General features: G+C 61.2%; 17 protein-coding genes. 13 read left to right on the top strand and 4 right to left on the bottom strand.

Features of this window, described 5'->3' with window-relative positions:
* The first annotated feature begins 31 nt into the window (after positions 1-31).
* The 9 genes from MQW23_RS12030 (at position 32) to MQW23_RS11990 (ending at position 11,691) form a co-directional block, all read left to right on the top strand.
* On the top strand, positions 32-1,552 hold the full coding sequence (locus tag MQW23_RS12030) for an ABC transporter substrate-binding protein (protein ID WP_252108332.1): 1,521 nt from the start codon (positions 32-34) through the stop codon (positions 1,550-1,552).
* 57 nt (positions 1,553-1,609) lie between these two features.
* Positions 1,610-2,533, top strand: a complete 924-nt coding sequence (locus MQW23_RS12025) for an ABC transporter permease (protein ID WP_252108331.1) — start codon at positions 1,610-1,612, stop codon at positions 2,531-2,533.
* 8 nt (positions 2,534-2,541) lie between these two features.
* On the top strand, positions 2,542-3,405 hold the full coding sequence (locus MQW23_RS12020) for an ABC transporter permease (protein WP_252108330.1): 864 nt from the start codon (positions 2,542-2,544) through the stop codon (positions 3,403-3,405).
* Positions 3,402-5,171: a M14 family metallopeptidase gene (locus tag MQW23_RS12015; protein ID WP_252108329.1), complete on the top strand. Its 1,770-nt coding sequence runs from the start codon at positions 3,402-3,404 to the stop codon at positions 5,169-5,171. Before MQW23_RS12020 ends, MQW23_RS12015 begins: the two co-directional genes overlap by 4 nt.
* A gap of 24 nt (positions 5,172-5,195) precedes the next feature.
* Complete coding sequence (locus MQW23_RS12010; protein ID WP_252108328.1) at positions 5,196-5,954, top strand: 5-oxoprolinase subunit PxpA; 759 nt, start codon at positions 5,196-5,198, stop codon at positions 5,952-5,954.
* Positions 5,951-6,655 (top strand): 5-oxoprolinase subunit PxpB, encoded by a 705-nt coding sequence (gene pxpB / locus MQW23_RS12005; protein WP_252108327.1) that lies wholly within the window; start codon positions 5,951-5,953, stop codon positions 6,653-6,655. Before MQW23_RS12010 ends, pxpB begins: the two co-directional genes overlap by 4 nt.
* Positions 6,652-7,578: a 5-oxoprolinase subunit C family protein gene (locus MQW23_RS12000; RefSeq protein WP_252108326.1), complete on the top strand. Its 927-nt coding sequence runs from the start codon at positions 6,652-6,654 to the stop codon at positions 7,576-7,578. The genes pxpB and MQW23_RS12000 overlap by 4 nt, the downstream gene beginning before the upstream one ends.
* An 89-nt stretch (positions 7,579-7,667) precedes the next feature.
* Positions 7,668-9,473, top strand: a complete 1,806-nt coding sequence (locus MQW23_RS11995; RefSeq protein ID WP_252108325.1) for a S8/S53 family peptidase — start codon at positions 7,668-7,670, stop codon at positions 9,471-9,473.
* A 214-nt stretch (positions 9,474-9,687) separates the two neighbouring features.
* Entirely contained in the window at positions 9,688-11,691 is a 2,004-nt protein-coding gene (locus MQW23_RS11990; RefSeq protein ID WP_252108324.1) for a methyl-accepting chemotaxis protein, read from the top strand.
* Between the two features lie 109 nt (positions 11,692-11,800).
* Here MQW23_RS11990 and MQW23_RS11985 read toward each other — a convergent pair whose 3' ends face one another.
* From MQW23_RS11985 to MQW23_RS11970, 4 genes are all read right to left on the bottom strand, one after another.
* Complete coding sequence (locus MQW23_RS11985; RefSeq protein WP_252108323.1) at positions 11,801-13,243, bottom strand: NAD(P)(+) transhydrogenase (Re/Si-specific) subunit beta; 1,443 nt, start codon at positions 13,241-13,243, stop codon at positions 11,801-11,803.
* A gap of 16 nt (positions 13,244-13,259) precedes the next feature.
* Entirely contained in the window at positions 13,260-14,831 is a 1,572-nt protein-coding gene (locus MQW23_RS11980; protein ID WP_252108322.1) for a Re/Si-specific NAD(P)(+) transhydrogenase subunit alpha, read from the bottom strand.
* A 289-nt stretch (positions 14,832-15,120) separates the two neighbouring features.
* Positions 15,121-16,590 (bottom strand): sodium:solute symporter family protein, encoded by a 1,470-nt coding sequence (locus MQW23_RS11975; RefSeq protein ID WP_252108321.1) that lies wholly within the window; start codon positions 16,588-16,590, stop codon positions 15,121-15,123.
* Positions 16,583-16,771 carry a hypothetical protein gene (locus tag MQW23_RS11970; RefSeq protein ID WP_252108320.1) on the bottom strand — a complete coding sequence of 63 codons (189 nt, stop codon included), beginning with the start codon at positions 16,769-16,771 and terminating at the stop codon, positions 16,583-16,585. The genes MQW23_RS11975 and MQW23_RS11970 overlap by 8 nt, the downstream gene beginning before the upstream one ends.
* Positions 16,772-17,049: 278 nt before the next feature.
* Between MQW23_RS11970 and MQW23_RS11965 the strand changes: the two genes are divergently transcribed.
* The 4 genes from MQW23_RS11965 to MQW23_RS11950 are packed head-to-tail and all read left to right on the top strand — an operon-like array spanning position 17,050 to position 19,436.
* A complete protein-coding gene (locus MQW23_RS11965; protein WP_252108319.1) occupies positions 17,050-17,529 on the top strand; it encodes a GspH/FimT family pseudopilin in 480 nt (159 codons plus the stop codon).
* A 17-nt stretch (positions 17,530-17,546) separates the two neighbouring features.
* Positions 17,547-17,954 carry a type IV pilus modification protein PilV gene (gene pilV, locus MQW23_RS11960; protein ID WP_252108318.1) on the top strand — a complete coding sequence of 136 codons (408 nt, stop codon included), beginning with the start codon at positions 17,547-17,549 and terminating at the stop codon, positions 17,952-17,954.
* A gap of 1 nt (position 17,955) precedes the next feature.
* Positions 17,956-18,996: a PilW family protein gene (locus tag MQW23_RS11955; RefSeq protein ID WP_252108317.1), complete on the top strand. Its 1,041-nt coding sequence runs from the start codon at positions 17,956-17,958 to the stop codon at positions 18,994-18,996.
* Positions 18,993-19,436 (top strand): pilus assembly PilX family protein, encoded by a 444-nt coding sequence (locus MQW23_RS11950; protein WP_252108316.1) that lies wholly within the window; start codon positions 18,993-18,995, stop codon positions 19,434-19,436. The genes MQW23_RS11955 and MQW23_RS11950 overlap by 4 nt, the downstream gene beginning before the upstream one ends.
* Positions 19,437-19,443: the final 7 nt, after the last annotated feature.

The raw sequence follows: 19,443 nt of genomic DNA, 5'->3' as shown, positions 1-19,443 counted from the left end.
ACCTCAAAAACAACCGCAGAGAAAACGATCAATGAAAAAGACAACGCTGTTTAAAGCCTGCACCCTTGCCGCGGCCATGGCCGCCGCGTCCAGTAGCCATGCAGGCTCGTTGACCATTGCTTCCCCTCAGGATCCCGGCAGTTGGGACCCGATCGACACGTTCCTCGTCAATTGGGCATCGGTGGCCACCAACATTTTCGATGGACTAACCTATCGCGGTCCGGATCTTGAGCTGGTGCCGGGGCTTGCCACTAATTGGGAAGAGCTGGACGACGGCAATCGTATCCGCTTCATACTGCGAGAAGGCGTCGTCTTTCATAACGGCGAGCCTTTTAACGCCGAGGCCGTTAAGTTCACCTTTGATCGTCTACTCGGTGAAGAGGGCGCTCGCGGGCCTCAGCGCTCCAACTACACATCAATTTCCCGTGTCGATGTCATCGACGACTATACCGTCGACTTCTTTCTCAATCAGCCGGACCCGGTACTGCTGACCAAGCTGGCTGGTTATGGTGCCATGATCGTACCGCCTGGCTACATTGAAGAGCACGGCGATGACTACTTCAATACGCATCCGGTAGGTACCGGGCCGTTTCAGGTGGTCGAGTACACACCGCGCTCTGATGTAAAGCTTGAAGCCTTCGCCGATCACTGGAGTGGGGCTCCGAAACTCGACAGCGTCACCTACCGTTTTATCTCAGAGCCATCCACTGCGGTGGCCGAGCTGCAATCCGGCCGGGTAGACATCGTACTGCCGCCGACCATTCCCATCGGCATGATCGATTCGATCAACAATCATCCTGATACCGAGGTCGTTAGCGTCGCCTCTCCCACCGTAGAAGCGCTGCGCTTCAATACTCAGTCGGGTATCACCGCCGATGAGCGGGTTCGCCAGGCAATCATCATGGCGGTCGACCGTCAGGCGATCGTAGACTCGATTCTGGCGGGTGAAGGCAACGTGATCGCAAGCTTCCAGGGCGAACAGTCCTTCGGGTTCGATCCCGAGCTCGAGCCCTATCCCTTCGACCCTCAGCGTGCCCAGGAATTGCTCGCCGAGGCGGGAGTCGAGCCCGGCACCTCGCTTCAAATCGATATCCGCGGTAATGACGCTACTTTCGCCGAAGTGGCCCAGGTCGTCGCAGCCTACCTGCAGGGCGTGGGTCTCAATGCTTCTATCCAGCCCTACGAAACCAATGTGCTGCTCAACGACATCATTCCCGCCGGGCGTACCGGCGCTATGTTTCAGCAAAAATGGGGCGGCTGGACCTTCGATTTCGACAACACCGCCTACCTGATGTATCACACGGATGAGCGCTGGAACCCCTACGACAGCGATACCACGCTGGACGAGATGCTCGAGAGCCAGCGCAGTATCACCGACCGTGGAGAACGCGAAACTCTACTGCAGTCCGTTGCTCGCTATACCAAGGAGCGGGCTCTGGAAATGCCGCTTTACAGCCTGAACGCGCTGTACGGTGTTAGTAGCCGGGTCGAGAACTTCGAACCCGCGCCGGATAGCCGGATTCGCCTCACTGACGTCGACGTTACCGAGTAAGCCTAAACCGCCGCCTCTTTCAGGGCGGCGGCCGCCTGTTTTTCGAGGGGAGGCCACGTGGCCAAGTTTCTTTTCTATCGTCTGCTGCAAGCACTGTTCGTGCTCGTAGCAGTGACACTGATCGTGTCGTTCGCGATTCGGCTGACCGGTGATCCCGCCGTTATGCTGGCTCAGGGCGCGGGCAGTATTACTGAAGCCGATCTGGCGCGCATTCGCGAGGCACTCGGTCTCGACCAACCGTTTCTGGTGCAATATCTGGAATTCTTAAAAGGGCTTTGCACCGGCGATCTCGGCCGCAGCTTCATGGGCGGCACACCGGTCGGCGAGTTGATCGGACGAGCGCTGCCAGCGACCTTGTCACTGGCATTCGCCTCGCTGTTCGTCTCCATCGCTTTGTCGATTCCGCTAGGCGTAACGGCGGCGGTCTCCCGTGGACGATGGCCCGACCAGGTGATACGCATCGTTTCGCTGGTCGGCCTCTCCTTTCCCAATTTCTGGCTGGCCATCATGCTGGTGCTGCTTTTATCCATCACTTTCAACCTGCTCCCCCCCAGCGGCATGGAAGGCTGGCAGAGTTTCATCATGCCCGCCGCGACGATGGGTATCATCCTCACCGCGACCAACGTGCGCTTAGTGCGCACCACTATGCTGGACACGCTGCGCTCGCAGTACATCATGGTAGCGCGCGCCAAGGGGCTTTCCAATTCGGTGGTGCTTTACAAGCACGCGCTGCGCAACTGCTCAATTCCGCTGATCACTTACTTCGGCCTGCAGTTCGGCGGGCTTTTGGGCGGCATCGTAGTGGTCGAGCGCGTGTTCAACTGGCCCGGGCTCGGCACGCTGGCCTTCGATGCGGTGGCGGCGCGCGATTATCCGGTGCTGCAGGGCGTGATCACGGTGCTGTCGCTGCTGATCATCTCCATCAATCTGCTGGTCGACGTCGCCTACGGCTTCGTTGATCCCCGCGTGCGCAAGAGCTAGGGGCCCCCATGTCGTCGAATTCACGTTCATTTAGGTTTTCGAATCTGCAACGTTTTAAGAGCCTTGAGTTCATCCTGGGCGCCGTGCTTGTGGGCAGTATCGGCCTCGCAGTGCTGCTGTCGGGCTTTCTATTCCCCGATGGGGGCGGTGGCGTCAACCTCGCCATGCGTCTCACTGCGCCGCTAACGGACGGTAGCTTTCCGCTGGGCACTGACCCGCTAGGGCGCGACGTGCTGGCGCGAGTGATCATTGGCGGCGAAATATCGCTCAAGGTAGGGTTCTATTCGGCCCTCGGCGCGGTGGCGCTGGGCATCGTCATGGGCCTTTTGTCCGGCTACTACGGCGGTATCATCGACATGGTGGTGATGCGCTTTGCCGATGTGCAGCTCGCCCTGCCCTTCATCCTGCTGGCAATCACCTTCATCGCGGTGATCGGCGGGGGGCTGACCAACATGATCATTTTGTTGATCATCTCACAGTGGGTACAGTACGCGCGCTTGGTGCGTGGATCGGTGCTTTCGCTCAAGGATCGGGAGTTCATCCTTTCGGCCCAAGCGATCGGCGTGCGGGACTGGCGCATCCTGTTTCAACACCTGCTGCCCAACTTGCTGGGCCCGGTCATCGTGCTGATGACGTTAAACGTGGCCAACAACATTCTGCTGGAAAGCAGCCTGACCTTTCTGGGCCTGGGGGTCGATCCAGTCATCCCGAGCTGGGGCGGCATGCTCGCCGAGGGTCGTACCTATCTACAGACCGCCTGGTGGGTCAGCGTCTTCCCAGGCGTGGCAATCCTGCTCACCGTGCTGGGCCTCAACCTGCTGGGTGACTGGCTACGCGACACCCTGGACCCCACAGGACGGACCTCACGATGATCACACTGCTGGAAACTACCTTTGAGCGTAGCGTCGATGCGCTCGTCGGGCACTACCAGGATACGCTCGCCCCCGGAGATACGCTCAACGCTTGGGTTTTCGATGATCCAACCGCTCGCCGGCGCGCTGAACAGGCCTTGGCCACCCATGGAATCGACGCGCGCTTTCACAGCGCCTATAAACCCCTAGTACATTACGCGATCGAAGAGCTCGACACCCATGGACTGCGCGCACTGCACGTTCGCTATCCAGCGCCAACAGAAACGCCCAAGCGGTTTCTTCTCGAAGCCTATCCGCTTGCAGGGCTGCTCGGCGAGAAGGTCGAGCTGAGTTGGGAAGCCATCGACGTCCCGTCGCACACCGCGCTCTATTACTATGAACTCGAGCTGACCGACGAGGATGGCATCCGGAAGACGGTGCAGGTCGCGGCGCCCAATCGCTACCATCAGGATCACGTGCAAGCTTGGCTGCTCTCGCCTTGCGCCTGGATCGACTGGCAAGGGAGTGATGGCAAGCACGAAAGCGCCTCTTTCACATGCGATTACGTTCGTCTCTTCGAGGCGGCCATGAACGCCGTCACCCAAGCCGAGTGGCCTGCCGAACAGCCGTTTTTCGACGAGCTGAACATCAGCGTCACCCTGCCATGCCAAGATATACCACTGCCCTTCGGGCTAGAGCATATAAGCCTGGCTGAAGCGCTTCACGAGGAGCTCTATTTCTCGCTGCTGGAGGTCTACCAGCGCCTTGCCGGCCTGCCGCTGGGAGATCGCTCGATCCAGCCAGGCCAAATCGTGCCGGAGATCAAGACCCGCCCCGGCGCGTCGCCGGCGCTGTCGATCACGCTACGCGCACTCTCGACCGACGAGGCCTCGACGGATGATTCCGCAACGCCTCTCGATCGCGTCGAACATCCGCTGAGTGTGGCCCGGATCCAGACCCAGCTGGAAAGCATCGAGGGCACGCTGATTCACGCAAAAAGCCGCAGCGGACGTACTCTGCGAGCGCGCTATCGCCAGGGCGATGATCGACCAGTAATGATCAGCGCCGCCCAGCACGCCAACGAGCCCTCGGGCATCGTGGCGGCGCTGCGCGCGGGGCGCGATCTTGCCCTGACACCCGCGGCCCATTTCGTGCTTTCACCGCTGGAGAACCCGGACGGCTATCGCCTGCAGCAGCGTCTGGTCGCCGAGCAACCGACCCACATGCATCACGCCGCTCGCTACACGGCCTTCGGCAGTGATCTGCAAGCTCAACCTGCAGGCGGCGAGTTCGAGCTGGCCATTCGTGAACGCGCTCGCTTAGTAAGCGGTGCGCAGCTACATATAAATCTGCACGGCTATCCGGCCCACGAGTGGACCCGCCCGTTGACCGGCTACGTGCCGCGCAACTTCGAGCTCTGGTCGATTCCCAAGGGGTTCTTTCTCGTCATTCGTTACCACAGACCTTGGCAAGCGCAGGCCGAAGCGCTGCTCGAGGCAGTCACGGCGCATTTGTCGACGGTACCGGGGCTGGTCGACTACAACCGCGGCCAGATCACGGCGTTTGAAGCTCACGCCGGGCGCTTGGCATTCGCCGTGCGCCACGATATACCTTACCTGCTGACCTGCGACGATACTCAGCTCACGCCGCTTCAGTTGATTACCGAGTATCCGGACGAGACGATCTACGGCCAGGATTTCACGATGGCCCATCAGGTGCAGTACGAAACCGTCATGAGTGCCTACCAGAGCTATCAGTCGCTGACACTTCCCGCCACGCCGCGCTGATCGATGCCAACAGGAGAGTCAACAATGAACACAATACTCCCTCAACTCAATTGCGATATGGGCGAAAGCTTCGGCAACTGGCACTTGGGGCTGGACGCCGAGGTGATGCCGTTCGTTGACTGCGCCAACATCGCCTGTGGCTATCACGCCTCAGATCCTCACGTGATGCGTCGCACCGTTGCGCTGGCCGCCGAGCACGGCGTACTCATCGGCGCCCACCCGGGCTATCCAGATCTGATGGGGTTTGGGCGGCGCTCCATGGCCTGCTCCGCCGCCGAGGTAGAGGACATGATTCTCTATCAAACAGGCGCGCTTTCCGGTATTTGCCGAGCCGAAGGCGCCGAGCTTGCCTACATCAAGCCACATGGCGCCCTGTATAACGACATGGCCGCTGATTCGACGCTGCTCGAAGGCGCGCTGCGAGCCGTGCGCGCCTTCGACGCCACGCTCCCTCTCATGGTGATGTCAACCGCCGACACCGAGAGCCAGCGGGCGCTGGCCGACGAGGTGGGCGTCATACTCTGGTTCGAGACCTTCGCCGACCGCGCCTACGAGGCCAACGGGCACCTGGTATCGCGCCAGCTGGCAGGAGCGGTGCACCATGACCGAAAGACCATCGTGGCCCAAGCCGTGGCGCTGGCCAAGAACGAGCCGCTGATCGCCCGCGACGGCACGCCGTTGACGCTTGCAAGCGACACGCTTTGCGTACACGGCGACAACCCGGAATCCGTGGCCGCGGTGCGGGCCATTCGCGAGGCCTTCAACGCGTTGGAGTCAGCGTGAGAGTGCGCCTTGAAACCGCGGCCATGGACGCGATAACGGTGCGCCTGTTCGACACCATCAACGAGGACAACATGGCTTGGATCATCGCGGCGGAGCGTGAGCTGCGTCAGGCCTTCGAGGGCAACTTGATCGATCTGACGCCCTCCTACACGACACTGCTGCTGCAGTACGACTGCACGCGACTTTCGTTCTGCGAAGCATCCAGCAAAATTCGCCACGCCCTCAATCACCTGACCCCAGCGGATACAGAGTACGGCCGTTTGCATTCGATTCCGGTATGGTACGACGAGAGTGTGGGCCCGGAGCTTCAACGAGTGGCGGGCAGCGCCGGAATGAGCGTGGAGGCGTTGATACGACGCCACTGTGAGCATGACTATTGCGTGTTCGCGTTGGGCTTCGCACCAGGCTACGGTTTCATGGGACTGGTGGAAGAGGCACTCGCCACGCCACGGCTCGCCACCCCCAGAAAGCGAGTCGCAGCGGGTAGCGTTGGTATCGCTGATCGTCAGACCGCGATCTATCCACTGCTCTCACCCGGTGGCTGGAATATTCTAGGCCGCACTGCGGTGCCGCTTTTCGAATACGCCCGCCAAGGCGAACCGCTGCTGCGCCCCGGCGACAAGGTGCGATTCAGGGCAATCTCGAAAGCCGATTTCGAAGCCGACGGCGGCGATACCACCCCGCTGGAGGAACGCGCATGACCCCGGGACTATTCGTTAAGCAGGCTGGTCCGCTCGCCTTGATCCAGGATGCGGGGCGTTTTGGCGTCAGCCATCTGGGCGTGACTCAAGGCGGTGCCGCCGATTGGATCTCCTGCCGCTGGGCCAACTGGCTGCTGGGCAATTCGCCGGAAAACGCTGCACTGGAAATCGTCATGGGCGGCAACCTGACGCTCGAAGCCGAGGTCGAGGTCACACTCGCCCTGGTCGGCGCCGATCTGGAGGCGCGTCTCGACGACAAGCCGCTTACCGCACGGGGCACGTTCACCCTGGCCCCCGGCCAGCGCCTGAGCTTTCGCCAGCCCAAGGACGGGCTTCGAACATACCTGGCGTTTCCGGGCGGGCTGATCGCGCCCGAGGTACTGGGCAGCCGTGCCTGTACGGCACGCGAGCAGATAGGCGGGCTGCACGATGATGGCCGTCCATTGCAAGCCGGCGACCGCCTTGTCTGGCAGGGCAGCGAACTCGCGCCGCGTTTCCTGCCACGCGGTGTTCAACTGCCACTCCCCCGACCGGTGTGCGCGCTGCCGATCGTACTGGGCTCCCAAGCAGCGCAGTTCGCCGGGCGCAGCCTCTATCAGGCATTCAACCAAACCTGGACGGTGGACCAGCGCGCCGATCGCATGGGTATTCGCCTGACCGGCTCGCCGCTTGACAGCGCGCTTTCGGGCATCGTTTCGGAGGGCATTCCGCTGGGGGGCGTGCAGATTCCACCGGACGGTCAGCCCATCGTGCTGATGAACGACCGCCAGACTATTGGTGGGTACCCGCGCATCGGCGCGCTCACCCCCAGCGCCTGCGCGCGGCTCGCTCAATGCTTACCCGGTGCCCAGGTCCGCCTGCAGCCCATCAGCGCGACACAGGCGCAGATGACCCATCGCCGCCAGCTGGGCGTCTGGGCTTAAGCCACGACCAGCCCGGCAGCGCATTCATGTTCGGTTAAATCAGCGCAGTTATGCTCGAGCGCTTTCATGGACACACAGGAAGCCTTGACATGGCCGTCAACTCTCTTGCCCTGCCGCTGGCCACCGCCTTGGCACTCGCTTCTTCTCTCGCCAACGCCCAAGCGCCGCTGCGTATCGAACATCTCCAGCGCTGCGGAGACCTGTTCAACCAAGCGACCCGAACGTTCTGCGTCAGTGTCGCCGGTCTCGAGCGTGCGCCGCTCCAGGTCTCGTTCGACGGTACGCCGCTGGCGCCGGAGCGCATTGAGCGCGAGGATCAGGCGCTTCGCATCACGCTGGGTGGTAATGCACAAAGCGCCCCGCTATGGCTCGAACAGCACCAGCGTCAAAGCAACCCGGTCTGGCTGAGCCTGCAAGGCAGCCACGTGATCGCCGCCACCGACGACGAAGTCGCCGAGAACATGGACGGCGTCACCAGCTACGTCGATCTGATCAGCCTGATCATCGAAGAGGAGTACGACGGCCTGGAAGAGGCGCAGCGGCTGGCCGAGAAGTACGACGCCGAGGTCGTCGGCCAGATCCCGCCGCTCAACACCTACCAGCTGCGCCTACCCGCCGAGGACCTGGACGCCCGCGACGCGCTGGTGCTTAGGCTCGGCAGCGAGCTCAGCGTGGATGCCGTGGTGGTGGAGGAATCGAATGCTGAAGAAAGTATCGAAGAAGGTACTGAAGAAAGTGCTGAAAGAAGTACTGAAGGAAATATCGAGCAGGACGCCAGCGCCCCACCCGAGGCTCACGACCAGCAGTGGGCGGCGAACCGTTTTCTGGACGCGGTGAACTTTTATCAGCGGCGTCTGAACCCGGATCACGACGATGTCGAGACTCACCCCGTGCGTATCGGCGTCATCGAGCGCAACGTTGATTTCGACACCCCCGACTTCGCCGACTACCTGGGCGACTGCCGCCAAAACGCGACGCGCACCTGCGTTTACGCCACCGACGCCGCCGAACCAGACGGCCACGGCACCACGGTGGCGGGCATTCTGGCGGCCGCCTGGAACGAAGGCGGCAACAGCGGCTTTCTGCGCGGGCTCGATAGCGTCGGCCCCGGCTTCGACGTCATCGTCGATCGCGGCTCGGATGCCGGCATCACCGCCAACGTGGCCGCTTCGGTCAACCTGGTGGAAAACGGCGCCCGCATCCTCAACTGGAGCTGGGGCATCCACCGCGTAGGCACCGTCGATATCAACGGCGACGAGGTCGACTCGCTGGTGCGCTCCGGTATCGCCATGGATGGCTACGAGGAGCTGCTCGAGGAGTTCTTTTTGTGGCTACGCCGCGAGCACCCGGACGTGGTGGTGGTGAACTCGGCGGGCAACGCCTCGTCGTTTTCGGGGCGCGACGACTACCGCCTGCCCTCCTCCTTCGTCACCGATCAGCTGTTCGTGGTCGGCGGCCACGAGCGAAGCGGCGAAGAGGTCGCCGTCGAGGACGCCCGCTACGCGATCAAGCGCGACGCCTCGAACATCGACATGCGCGTGGATATCACCGCCGCCGCCTGCGTGCGCGCCTCCACGGCCCGCGAGGGCGAGCAGGGTGAGCCGCACTGCGGCACCTCCTACTCCACGCCGCTGGTGACGGGATTGCTGGCGGCCATGATGTCGATCGACCCGACCCTGACGCCGGCGCAGCTGCGCATCCTTTTGCGCCGAAGCGCTCTGCCGATCGGCGAGGAGTTCGATTTCGAACCCACCGACGCGGATGACCTCACGGCACCGATCCTGCCTTCGGAGCGCGCCAACAACCTGACGCATCCGGATATTGGCTTGTCGGCCCGACTCGACATATACAAGGCACTGGATCTGACGGTGCAGAGCCTGGAGCGGGCGCGGTAGGCTACACGGCGTCATTACTTGTATCGAAAGAAAGTATTAACAATTTCTAAAAATAAATTTATTTGGCAGATTAAATCAAAAAATGTCGACATTTTTACTCAAGATTTAGCCCGGTACGCCGTTATCAAGAAGTGAAAAAAACGAATAACGTTCGTCTTTTCGGTTGCGCTGGCCGGCTCGGCGGCGCCCGACTCTTCTTCTAATGGGGCTATCAATGAGTAAGTTTGCTCGTCTTTCGTTAACGCAAAAGCTGCTTTTTGCGGTCGCGCTACCCTTGCTGGCTGTGGCGCTAGTGCTGGGCGTAGTGGTCAATCTACAGCTCAACCAGGCGATTCCCTCGCTGATCAACAACACCGCCGCCCGCCAAGTGGGTGCGCGTGCCGATGAGATTGGCCGCTGGATCGATGGCTATCAAAAGTGGCTAGGCGTACTGGCTCAGGACGAACGTCTTGCTCAAGGCGCGCCGCTGGAGAGCTATGTGGAATGGCTCGCCAAGCGCCATTCGTCCGATGGTACGATCGAATCGCTGTTTATCTCCGATACCGCCGGCAATACGATCAACCAGGAGGGCATGCCGCTGAATATCGCCGAGCGGCCTTACTTTCAAAGCCTTGTCGTGGAGGGCAGTGCAGATCGCTTGCTATTGGATCCCTTTATTTCCAAAGCGACCAACGAGCCTGCCGCGCTGATGGTCGAAACGATCTTCGATGCACAAGGCAATCGGACAGGACTTTTGGGTCTGGCGCTGTCACTTGAGTCGCTATCCAGTATTACATCGGCCATCAACGTGGGTGAAGGCAGCTACGGCTGGATGATCGACAGCCAGGGCCGCGTCATCGCTCACCCTGAAGCGTCGTACCGCTTCGCGCTCAACTATACCGAGGGCGACCAGACTCACGGCTACGAAGGATTGAGCACGCTGAGCACGCAGATGTTCGACGGCACCCCCGGCAAGGGCGACATCATCATGCCAAGCGGCGAGCACAAGACGCTGATGTGGAACCCGGTCGAGGGCACGTCCTGGGTAGTGGGCACCACCATCCCCATGAGCGTGTTTACCTCGGTGACCAACAAACTTCTCTTTTCACTGTTTGGCGTGGGTGTCGTGCTGTTCGGGCTCTTGTTGATCGTGGTGGCCCTGACAGCGCGCCGCGCGCTGGCCCCGATCAAGCACACCGCCAGCGCCATGGCGGATATCGCCCAAGGCAAAGGGGACCTGACGCGTCGGCTAGAGATCAAGACTCAGGACGAGGTGGGCGATCTAGCCAAAGGCTTCAACGCCTTCGTCGAGCGCATGCAAGGCACCCTTCAGGAAGTGCGAAACAACGCCCAAACGGTACTGATCGGCGCCGGCGATATCGCCGACGGCACGCGAGAACTCTCTTCGCGCACCGAGCAAGCGGCCGCCAATTTGCAGGAAACCTCGGCGTCGATGGAGGAAATTCACTCGACGGTCGCGCATACCTCCCAGGCCTCTGAGCAGGCCAATGGCCTCGCGTTCGAAGCCGCTGGCGCCTCGCAACGCGGCAACGAGTCGATGCGCCAGATGCAGACCAAAATGAAGGCGATCAACGAATCCTCGCACAAGATCAGCGACATCATCGGCCTGATCGACTCGATCGCCTTTCAGACCAACATCCTGGCGCTCAACGCCTCGGTTGAAGCAGCCCGCGCAGGCGAACAGGGCCGCGGTTTCGCGGTGGTCGCCAACGAAGTACGCACCCTGGCCAGCCGCTCCGCCACGGCTGCACAGGATATCCGCGCGCTGATCGACGTCTCCGTTAATCACACCAGGGAAGGCAACCAGATCGTCGACGCGGTCGCCCAGCAGATGGACGATATTCACAAGAGCATCACCCAGGTCACGGACGTGATGGGCGAGATCGCTGCAGGCGCCCGAGAGCAAACCTCGGGAATCGATCAGGTCAACACCGCGGTGGCGGAGATGGATACCATGACACAGCAAAACGCCAGCATGGTCAGCCAGAACGCCTCGCTCGCCGCGCAGATGCGCGAAAACGCCGAGCGCTTGGACCGGTTGATGAGCGAGTTCGTGCTGGGCAACGAGTCTCCCTCGTTCGCCTCTGCGCTCTCCTCCACCAGGCGCGCTCCAGCAAGACCTTCTGCGTCTCAGGCCACCTCCGCGCTGCCCTCGCCGGCCAAGCCCACCACGCCGCGCAAACCACAGCCGGAAGTGGCGGAGTGGGAAGAGTTCTAACGCCTCGGACCGATTTACCGTTTTGCCCTCAAAGGGCTGGCCATTAACAACGGCCCATAAAAAAACCCGCGATCCTGGATCGCGGGTTTTTCGTAACGGCCCGGTGAACTTAGTCCACCAGCGGCAGCAGCGTATTCAGGCTTTCCCGCGCATCGCCGTAGAACATGCGGCTGTTCTCCTTGTAGAACAGCGGGTTTTCGATGCCGGAGTAGCCGGTGCCCTGGCCGCGCTTGGAGATGAACACCTGCTTGGCTTCCCAGACCTTTAATACCGGCATGCCGGCGATCGGGCTGTTCGGGTCTTCCTGCGCCGCCGGGTTGACGATGTCGTTGGAGCCGATGACGATCACCACGTCGGTGGAGGCGAAATCGTCGTTGATCTCGTCCATTTCCAGCACGATGTCGTAGGGCACCTTGGCTTCGGCCAACAGCACGTTCATGTGCCCCGGGAGTCGGCCCGCCACCGGGTGGATGGCGAAACGCACGTCCTTGCCCGCGGCGCGCAGCTTGCGCACCAGATCGCTCACCGCGGTTTGCGCCTGAGCCACCGCCATGCCGTATCCAGGCACGATGATCACGCTGTCGGCGTCGTTGAGCGCACTCGCCACGCCGCCTGCGTCGATCGCCACCTGCTCGCCTTCGATCTCCGCCGCCGGTCCGGTGCTTCCACCAAAGCCGCCGAGAATGACGTTGACGAAGTTGCGGTTCATCGCCTTGCACATGATGTAGGAGAGAATCGCCCCGGACGAGCCGACAAGCGCGCCGGTCACGATCAGCAGGTCGTTGGAGAGCGTAAAGCCGATGGCCGCCGCCGCCCAGCCGGAGTAGCTGTTGAGCATCGACACCACTACCGGCATGTCGGCGCCGCCGATGCCCATGATCAGGTGGTAGCCAATGAAGAACGCCAGTCCCGCCAAAACCAGCAGCGTCCAGAAGCCGGCACCGTTGAGATACAGGATGGCCAGCAGCAGCGAGAGCACCGCCGCGCCGGCGTTGAGCAGATGCCCGCCGGGCAGCTGGCGCGGCTTGCCGTCGACCTTGCCGGCCAGCTTGCCGAAGGCAATCACGGAGCCGGTAAAAGTCACCGCGCCGATGAAGATGCCCAGCACCACCTCGACCTGCAAAAACGCCAGCTCGTCCGGCGCCTTGGTGGCGACCAGCGCGGCAAACGCCGAAAACTCCTGCATCACGCCGTCGGCGGCGCGAGCGGCCAGCACCCGGCGACGCTCGAGGTCCGCGCTCCAGGCAACGAACACCGCCGCCAGGCCCACAAAGCTGTGCAGCGCCGCCACCAGCTGGGGCATCTCGGTCATCTCGACCTTGCGCGCCAAGTAGGCGCCGATCGCCGCCCCGATCGCGATCATCGGGATCAGCCAGCCATAGCCGCCGATCCCGGGGCCGAAGGCGGTGAACAGCACCGCCACCGCCATGCCGACGATGCCGTACCAGACGGCGCGCTTGGCCTTTTCCTGATTACTCAACCCGCCCAGCGAGAGAATGAACAACACACTCGCCGCGATCGCCGCAGCGGATACGAACCCTTGACTCAGCATACCGTTTCTCCGCCGCTCAGGATTTCTGGAACATGGCGAGCATCCGGCGTGTCACCAGAAAGCCCCCCACGATATTGATGGTCGCGATCAGCACTGAAATCGCCGCCATGAGCGTTACGATCGCGCTGCCCGAGCCGATCTGCAGTACCGCCCCCAAAATGATGATGCCGGAAATCGCGTTGGTCACCGCCATCAAGGGCGTGTGCAGCGAGTGGCTCACCTTCCAGATCACCTGGAAGCCGATGAAACACGCCAGCACGAAGACGATGAAGTGCTGCATGAACGACGCTGGCGCCACCTGGCCGAGCAGCAGCATCAACGCCCCGCCCACGGCCAACAGTGTGACCTGGCGTTTGGTCTGGGATTTGAAGGCGGCATGTTCGGCGGCCTTCTTCTCCTCGGCGGTGGGCTCTTTCTCCTTCGGCTTGGGTTTGGACGCGCCGATCGCTTTTACCTTCGGCGGCGGCGGCGGGAAGGTGATGTCATTCTGGTGCGTGACCGTGGCCCCGCGAATGACGTCATCGTCCATGTTGTGATCGATCACGCCATCTTTTTCGGGCGTGAGGTCGGTCAGCATGTGGCGAATGTTGGTGGCGTACAAAAGCGATGACTGCGTCGCCATGCGCGAGGGGAAATCGGTGTAGCCGACCACGATCACGCCATTGTCGCTAACCACCCGCTCGTCGGGCTTCGTCAGATCGCAGTTGCCGCCCTTCTCGGCGGCGAGATCGATGACCACGGAGCCCGGCTTCATGGCCGCGACCATGTCCTCGAGCCAGAGCTTGGGAGCGGGCCTGCCGGGGATCAGCGCGGTGGTGATGACGATATCGACATCGGCTGCCTGCTCGCGGAAGCACTCGAGCTGCTTCTCGCGAAACTCGGGGCTCGAGGGCGCCGCATAGCCGCCGCTTTCCGAACCGTCCTGGGCGTTGTCGAAATCGAGAAACAGAAACTCCGCGCCCATCGACTCGATCTGCTCGGAGACTTCCGGGCGCACGTCAAAGGCGCGCACCACGGCACCGAGACTGGTCGCAGTGCCGATGGCGGCAAGCCCGGCAACGCCTGCGCCGATCACCAGCACCTTGGCCGGCGGCACCTTGCCAGCAGCGGTCACTTGCCCGGTGAAAAAGCGCCCGAAGTTGTTGCCCGCCTCGATCACCGCGCGGTAGCCGGCGATGTTGGCCATGGAAGAGAGCGCGTCCATCTTCTGCGCCCGCGAGATCCGCGGCACCATGTCCATGGCGATGACCGTCGCGCCCTTGGCGCGGCACTTCTCGAGCATCGCCTCGTTCTGGGCCGGCCAGAAGAACGCGATCAGGGTCTGGCCCTCGCGCAGGCGCTCAGCCTCCTCATCATTAGGTTCGCGCACCTTGATCACGACCTCGGCGGCCTCGAAAATCGCCTGGGCGGTGTCGACCACCGTCACGCCGGCATCGCGGTAAACCTGATCGTCGAAGCCTGCGGCCGCGCCGGCCCCGGTCTCGATCAGGCACTCATGGCCCAGCTTTTGAATCTGCCCCGCGCTCTCCGGGGTGAGCGCGACCCGCGCCTCGCCCCGGCTGCTCTCTTTTAGTGCGCCTATTTTCACTCGTCGTCTCCCCTGAATGAGAAAGCTCCGCCGCGCTTACTCGCCCGGCATCGAAACGCGGCCCGGTACAGGGCCGCCTCTTGTTGTCCAGCAAGTGTTACCTACCCAGGCACCGGTAATCTCAAAACCACCCACTATGTAGTAATATTACGTTCATCACTATTCGCATTTCGGCTAATACGCTTTATCGTTGCCCTGTCACCCATCGACCTATCCCCTACAACCCTATCACCCATAACCCTATTACCCGCTGCCTTAGGCGCTTCTCACAAAGTATAAGGACTGCGGGTTAGCGTCTTTTGGCCAGTACGTCGTTCACCGCGTCTAAAAACGCCACCCGGGAAGGCGCGTGGGGCGTGGTCAAAAGGCTCCCGCCGATGAACAGCAGCGTTGCGACAGCGATTCCCCAGATACCCGCCGGCAGCCCCCAAAGCGCGTTGCCGGTCGCGTACATCGTGAGCACGAACGCGCTGGTGCCCAGAATGCTCAAAAGCGCACCGAACGCCGTGCCGCGCTGCCAGAAAAAGGCGCCAATGATCGCCGGCACAACGGCCACCAGCCCTGACGAGGCGGCCACGGAGAGCACCGCTATCAAATCGAGCTGAAGCTCGGCAAACCCCAGCGCCAACAGCGCGATCACTGGCACGACGAACTTACCGACCAGCAGCTGGCGCTTTTCGCTTACATCGCTTTTCACGTGCGCATACACATCGCGCGAGAGCATCGAGGCCAGTGTCAGCATGATGGAGTCGATGGTAGAGACCGCGGCGGCCAGAATACCGACCATGACGATCACGCCCAGCAGCGGCGGAATGAAGTCGGAGCCCAACAGCGTGGGGGTGGCGAGATCGGCACGCTCGAGCCCCGGAAAGGCCGTCAGCGCGGAAAAGCCCCACAGAATGGAGACCAGGGTATAAACGAAGCCAAACACCATGAAGCCGATCAGCATCTGGCGCATGGCCGAAAGCGACGCCGGCATGAACAGCCGCTGGCTCACCTGAGGGTTGGAAAGGCTAAAGAAAAACCACGGGATACTCAGCCCTAAAAAGGTCGTCAGGCTAAAAAGCCCGGAACCGGGGACGGTCAAGGCGTCAGGGTGCTCGCGGGCAAGGGTATCGAACAGCTCGCCAAAACCGCCCAGCGCCTGAATGACCAGCAGCGCGACAAGCGTCGAGGCAACGATCATCACCAGCGCCTGCAGCGAATCGGTCCACATCACCGAGCGAATACCCGCCACGTACGCGAACAGAATTGCGATCGCGGTGGCCAGCAGCACCCCGGAGGTAAAACTGATCGCCCCGTTGGTCATGCCCTCCAGCAGGTACCCCACCCCTGCGAGCTGCACCGCGCAGTAGGGAATCAAAAAGATACAGCTGGCAATCGACATCGACAGCGCCACGGCCTTGCTGTGATAGCGAAAACCGAGCATTTCGCTGGGCGTGACGAAGCCGAACGCGCGGCCCACCGCCCAGAAACGCGGCCCGAAAATCGCCACCAGCGACACTCCGGCGAAGTAGATGATCTCGAAACCGAGCGCGCCCACGCCGCCGGCGTAGGTCAGCCCGGCAAGGCCCACCATCATGAAGGCGCTATAGGTCGTCGCGCTGTAGCTCAGCGCCGAGACGAAACCGTTCATCTGCCGGTTGCCCAAAAAGAAGCCCGACATGCTCTCTACGCCTTTTTGGCGGGAGAGAAAAGCAATCATCACCGATACCGAAAGATAAATGGCAATGGCCATCCAGATCATCGATTCAGTCACGATCGTGCTCCTTGAACGGCCGGGTCATAAAAATGTTCAGCGCAATCACGACGACCCCGGCCCCGCTCCAAAAAAGAAAGCTGCCGTACCAGGCCACCACGTTCGAAAGCAGGGTATAAGGCACCAGGTAGCAAAGAACCACTACCACCCCAACCGCCCCCATCCATTTATCCCGCGCCATGTGTCACCCCTTGTTGTTGAATTTGTTTACTCGTCATCGCTTTGGCGATTGGCCCGTAGTTTAGCGCCTCGCTCGCCTGTAAACGACGCCCATGCCGCCTACCGCTGGGTATGCGCTTAATTACGCCTGTTTAAACCGGGTATTTAAACGCTATCCTTCCAGCCAATTTGGTACTTTAATATCATTCAATCCACTGTCTTTTAATTCCAAAACATGGCAGTGACTCACAATAACGAATGGAGCTTCAGGTGCCGCCTGAGCCCCCTAAAGAGCTCAATGTGGCCCCAAGACGATACCGCTGGATGAATGGATTTACGCTTTTGGAGCTATTGGTGGCCATCGCTCTTATCGCCTTGATTGCGGGCGTGGGGTTTCCCAACTTCATGCGAATGGTCGAGGTCAATCGTGTCGTGAGTGCCACCAACGAGTTCAAGACCGCGCTTAACTACGCCAGAAGCGAAGCGGTTCGGCAAAATACCAGCGTGACGCTCGACCCGCTGTCGGGCGGGTGGTCAGCCGGGTGGCAAGTCACGGCGAGCGGCCAAGCGCTGCGCCGTTGGCCACAGTCGATCAACGGACTAGAGGTAAGCGGCGTAACGGGGTCGCTGCGCTTTACGAGCCTTGGACGCTTGCGGGCTGACCGACCCGAAATCCGACATATTTCGTTTCAAGTCAGCGGTCAGGCCCGCTGTATTCGACTGGAACCCAGCGGGCTTTCTCGCGTGCAGGATGCGCCTGAGGTCTGCCCATCCCCTTGAGGCAATGCCGAGGCCGTATGAGATCGACACAGCAAGGTCTTTCGCTTTTGGAGTCACTCGTCGCCATGCTCATCATGTCGATCGGATTACTCGGCGTGGTCGCGCTGCAGACCCAAGCGCTCTCACAGCAGAGAAGCGCCTATCTGGAGACTCAAGCCACCAATATGGCTCAGGACATGATGGATCGCATTCGCGCCAACAAGGCGCAGGCCAATGAGTATCGACTGGGTACTAACCAAACGAGCGGTGGAGGCACTCTGGCGGCCAACGACAAGCAGGAATGGACACATGATCTAGCGGATGTGTTGCCTGACGGTCGCGGGCGCATCAACGTCGCCCTGCCTCGCATCGAAGTGATCGTCGAGTTCGAAGACCCCACTTCCGCCAACCGAAACCGCACGATTTCACTGGTCTCGGAGCTTTGACATGAGCCTTCCTGCACTTTTCATACTGGAACGACGTTTCAGCGAACGTGACGTGGGCCGGCAAACGGGGTTTACACTAATCGAACTCATGGTGGCGATGGTGATCGGCGTGCTGGTGGTTCTCGGCGCAACCCAGCTTTTCGTCGCATCTCAGCAGAGTTACCGCATCACCACCGCGCTTGCCAACATGCAGGACACCGGGCGTTTCGCGCTGGAGACGATATCACGCGAGCTGCGCCAAGCGGATTTCAAGGGTGGATGCGCGGCAGGCCAAGTCACTATCAGCGTTCGAAGCCAAGCAAATACTGCAAGCCCCACTCCCGCCCCGGCGCTGCAGGGCTTTGCTTCGTTTCAAAATCTGGCCGCCTCTAACGCGCTCCAGCAGCCGCTACCCGGCTCGCAAAGCTTCTCTTTTCGCGCGGCGGGCATGCCGATTAAAGGCCGTATTGCGACGGTATCGGGTCCGCAGTTCGAGTTTCAAACCTCGCCACCGTCGGACGTTGCCTACCCCACCAGTTCACGCCTACTGCTGCTACAAAGCGCACAAAAATGCGAGCTCTTCTTAAACGCGGCGGGCCTGCCTGGCCAGTTGAAAAAAATCACGTCCGGCTGGCCCACTGGTAGCCCTCAGGCCGCCCCCTTGAACTATAGCCAAGACCAGGCCGTCACGCTGACCGCGCTGGATAGCGGCATTTACTATCTGGGCAGTGATCCTACCAACGCCAACATACCCTCGCTAATGCGTTTGGATACCAGCACAGCTACGCCACGCAGTGAAGTGCTCGCAAGTAACGTGGTCGCGCTTCGCGCGCGTTTTTTGGTAGGCGATACGTACCTGCCGGTCGAGGGGCTAAGCGTCGATCAGTGGCCAGAGGTTCTCGCCGTGCGTATCAGCCTGATCGTGCAAAGCGAGCGCGCCGGTCTGCGTCAGGAGCCAACACGCATTGCGACTGGCAACTTTCGTTTCGATCCTTTCGAAGCCAACGATGGACACCTTTATCAGGTATTCACCACCACCATCGATCTGAGGAATCGGCTGTGAAACGCGAATGCGCATACCCGGCCGGCCAGCGCGGGCTAGCGCTGGTGCTGTGCCTGATTTTTCTGGCCATCGTCACGTTGGTGAGCCTCTCATCGATGCAGGGCTCTTTGGTTCAGGGGCGCATGGCGGCCAATCAGCAGGATTATAGCGTCGCGCTTCAAGCGGCCGAAACGGCGCTGCAAGAGGCCGAGCGCATACTAAGCGAGGGAGGCAAACCCAGCAGCGAATGGATGCGCTACTCGACAAACAGCCTTGGCTCATCCAATGCGCCAACGTATCGGATGCCCCAGCAAAATGGTCAAGTCATCGGCTCGCGCGTCACCAGCCAGGGAGTAGAAAAACTCGAGGTACTTTACCGTATCGAAGCCCAGGGGTTTGGGGTTGGACGCTCAAGCGATACCAACGTCTTTCTCGAAGCCGATTATGTCCGTGTGGAGTAAATACATC

Source organism: Halomonas sp. S3-1-1 (genome assembly GCF_023757625.1).
Lineage (GTDB): Bacteria > Pseudomonadota > Gammaproteobacteria > Pseudomonadales > Halomonadaceae > Vreelandella.
This window is presented reverse-complemented; position numbering and strand designations above follow the sequence as displayed.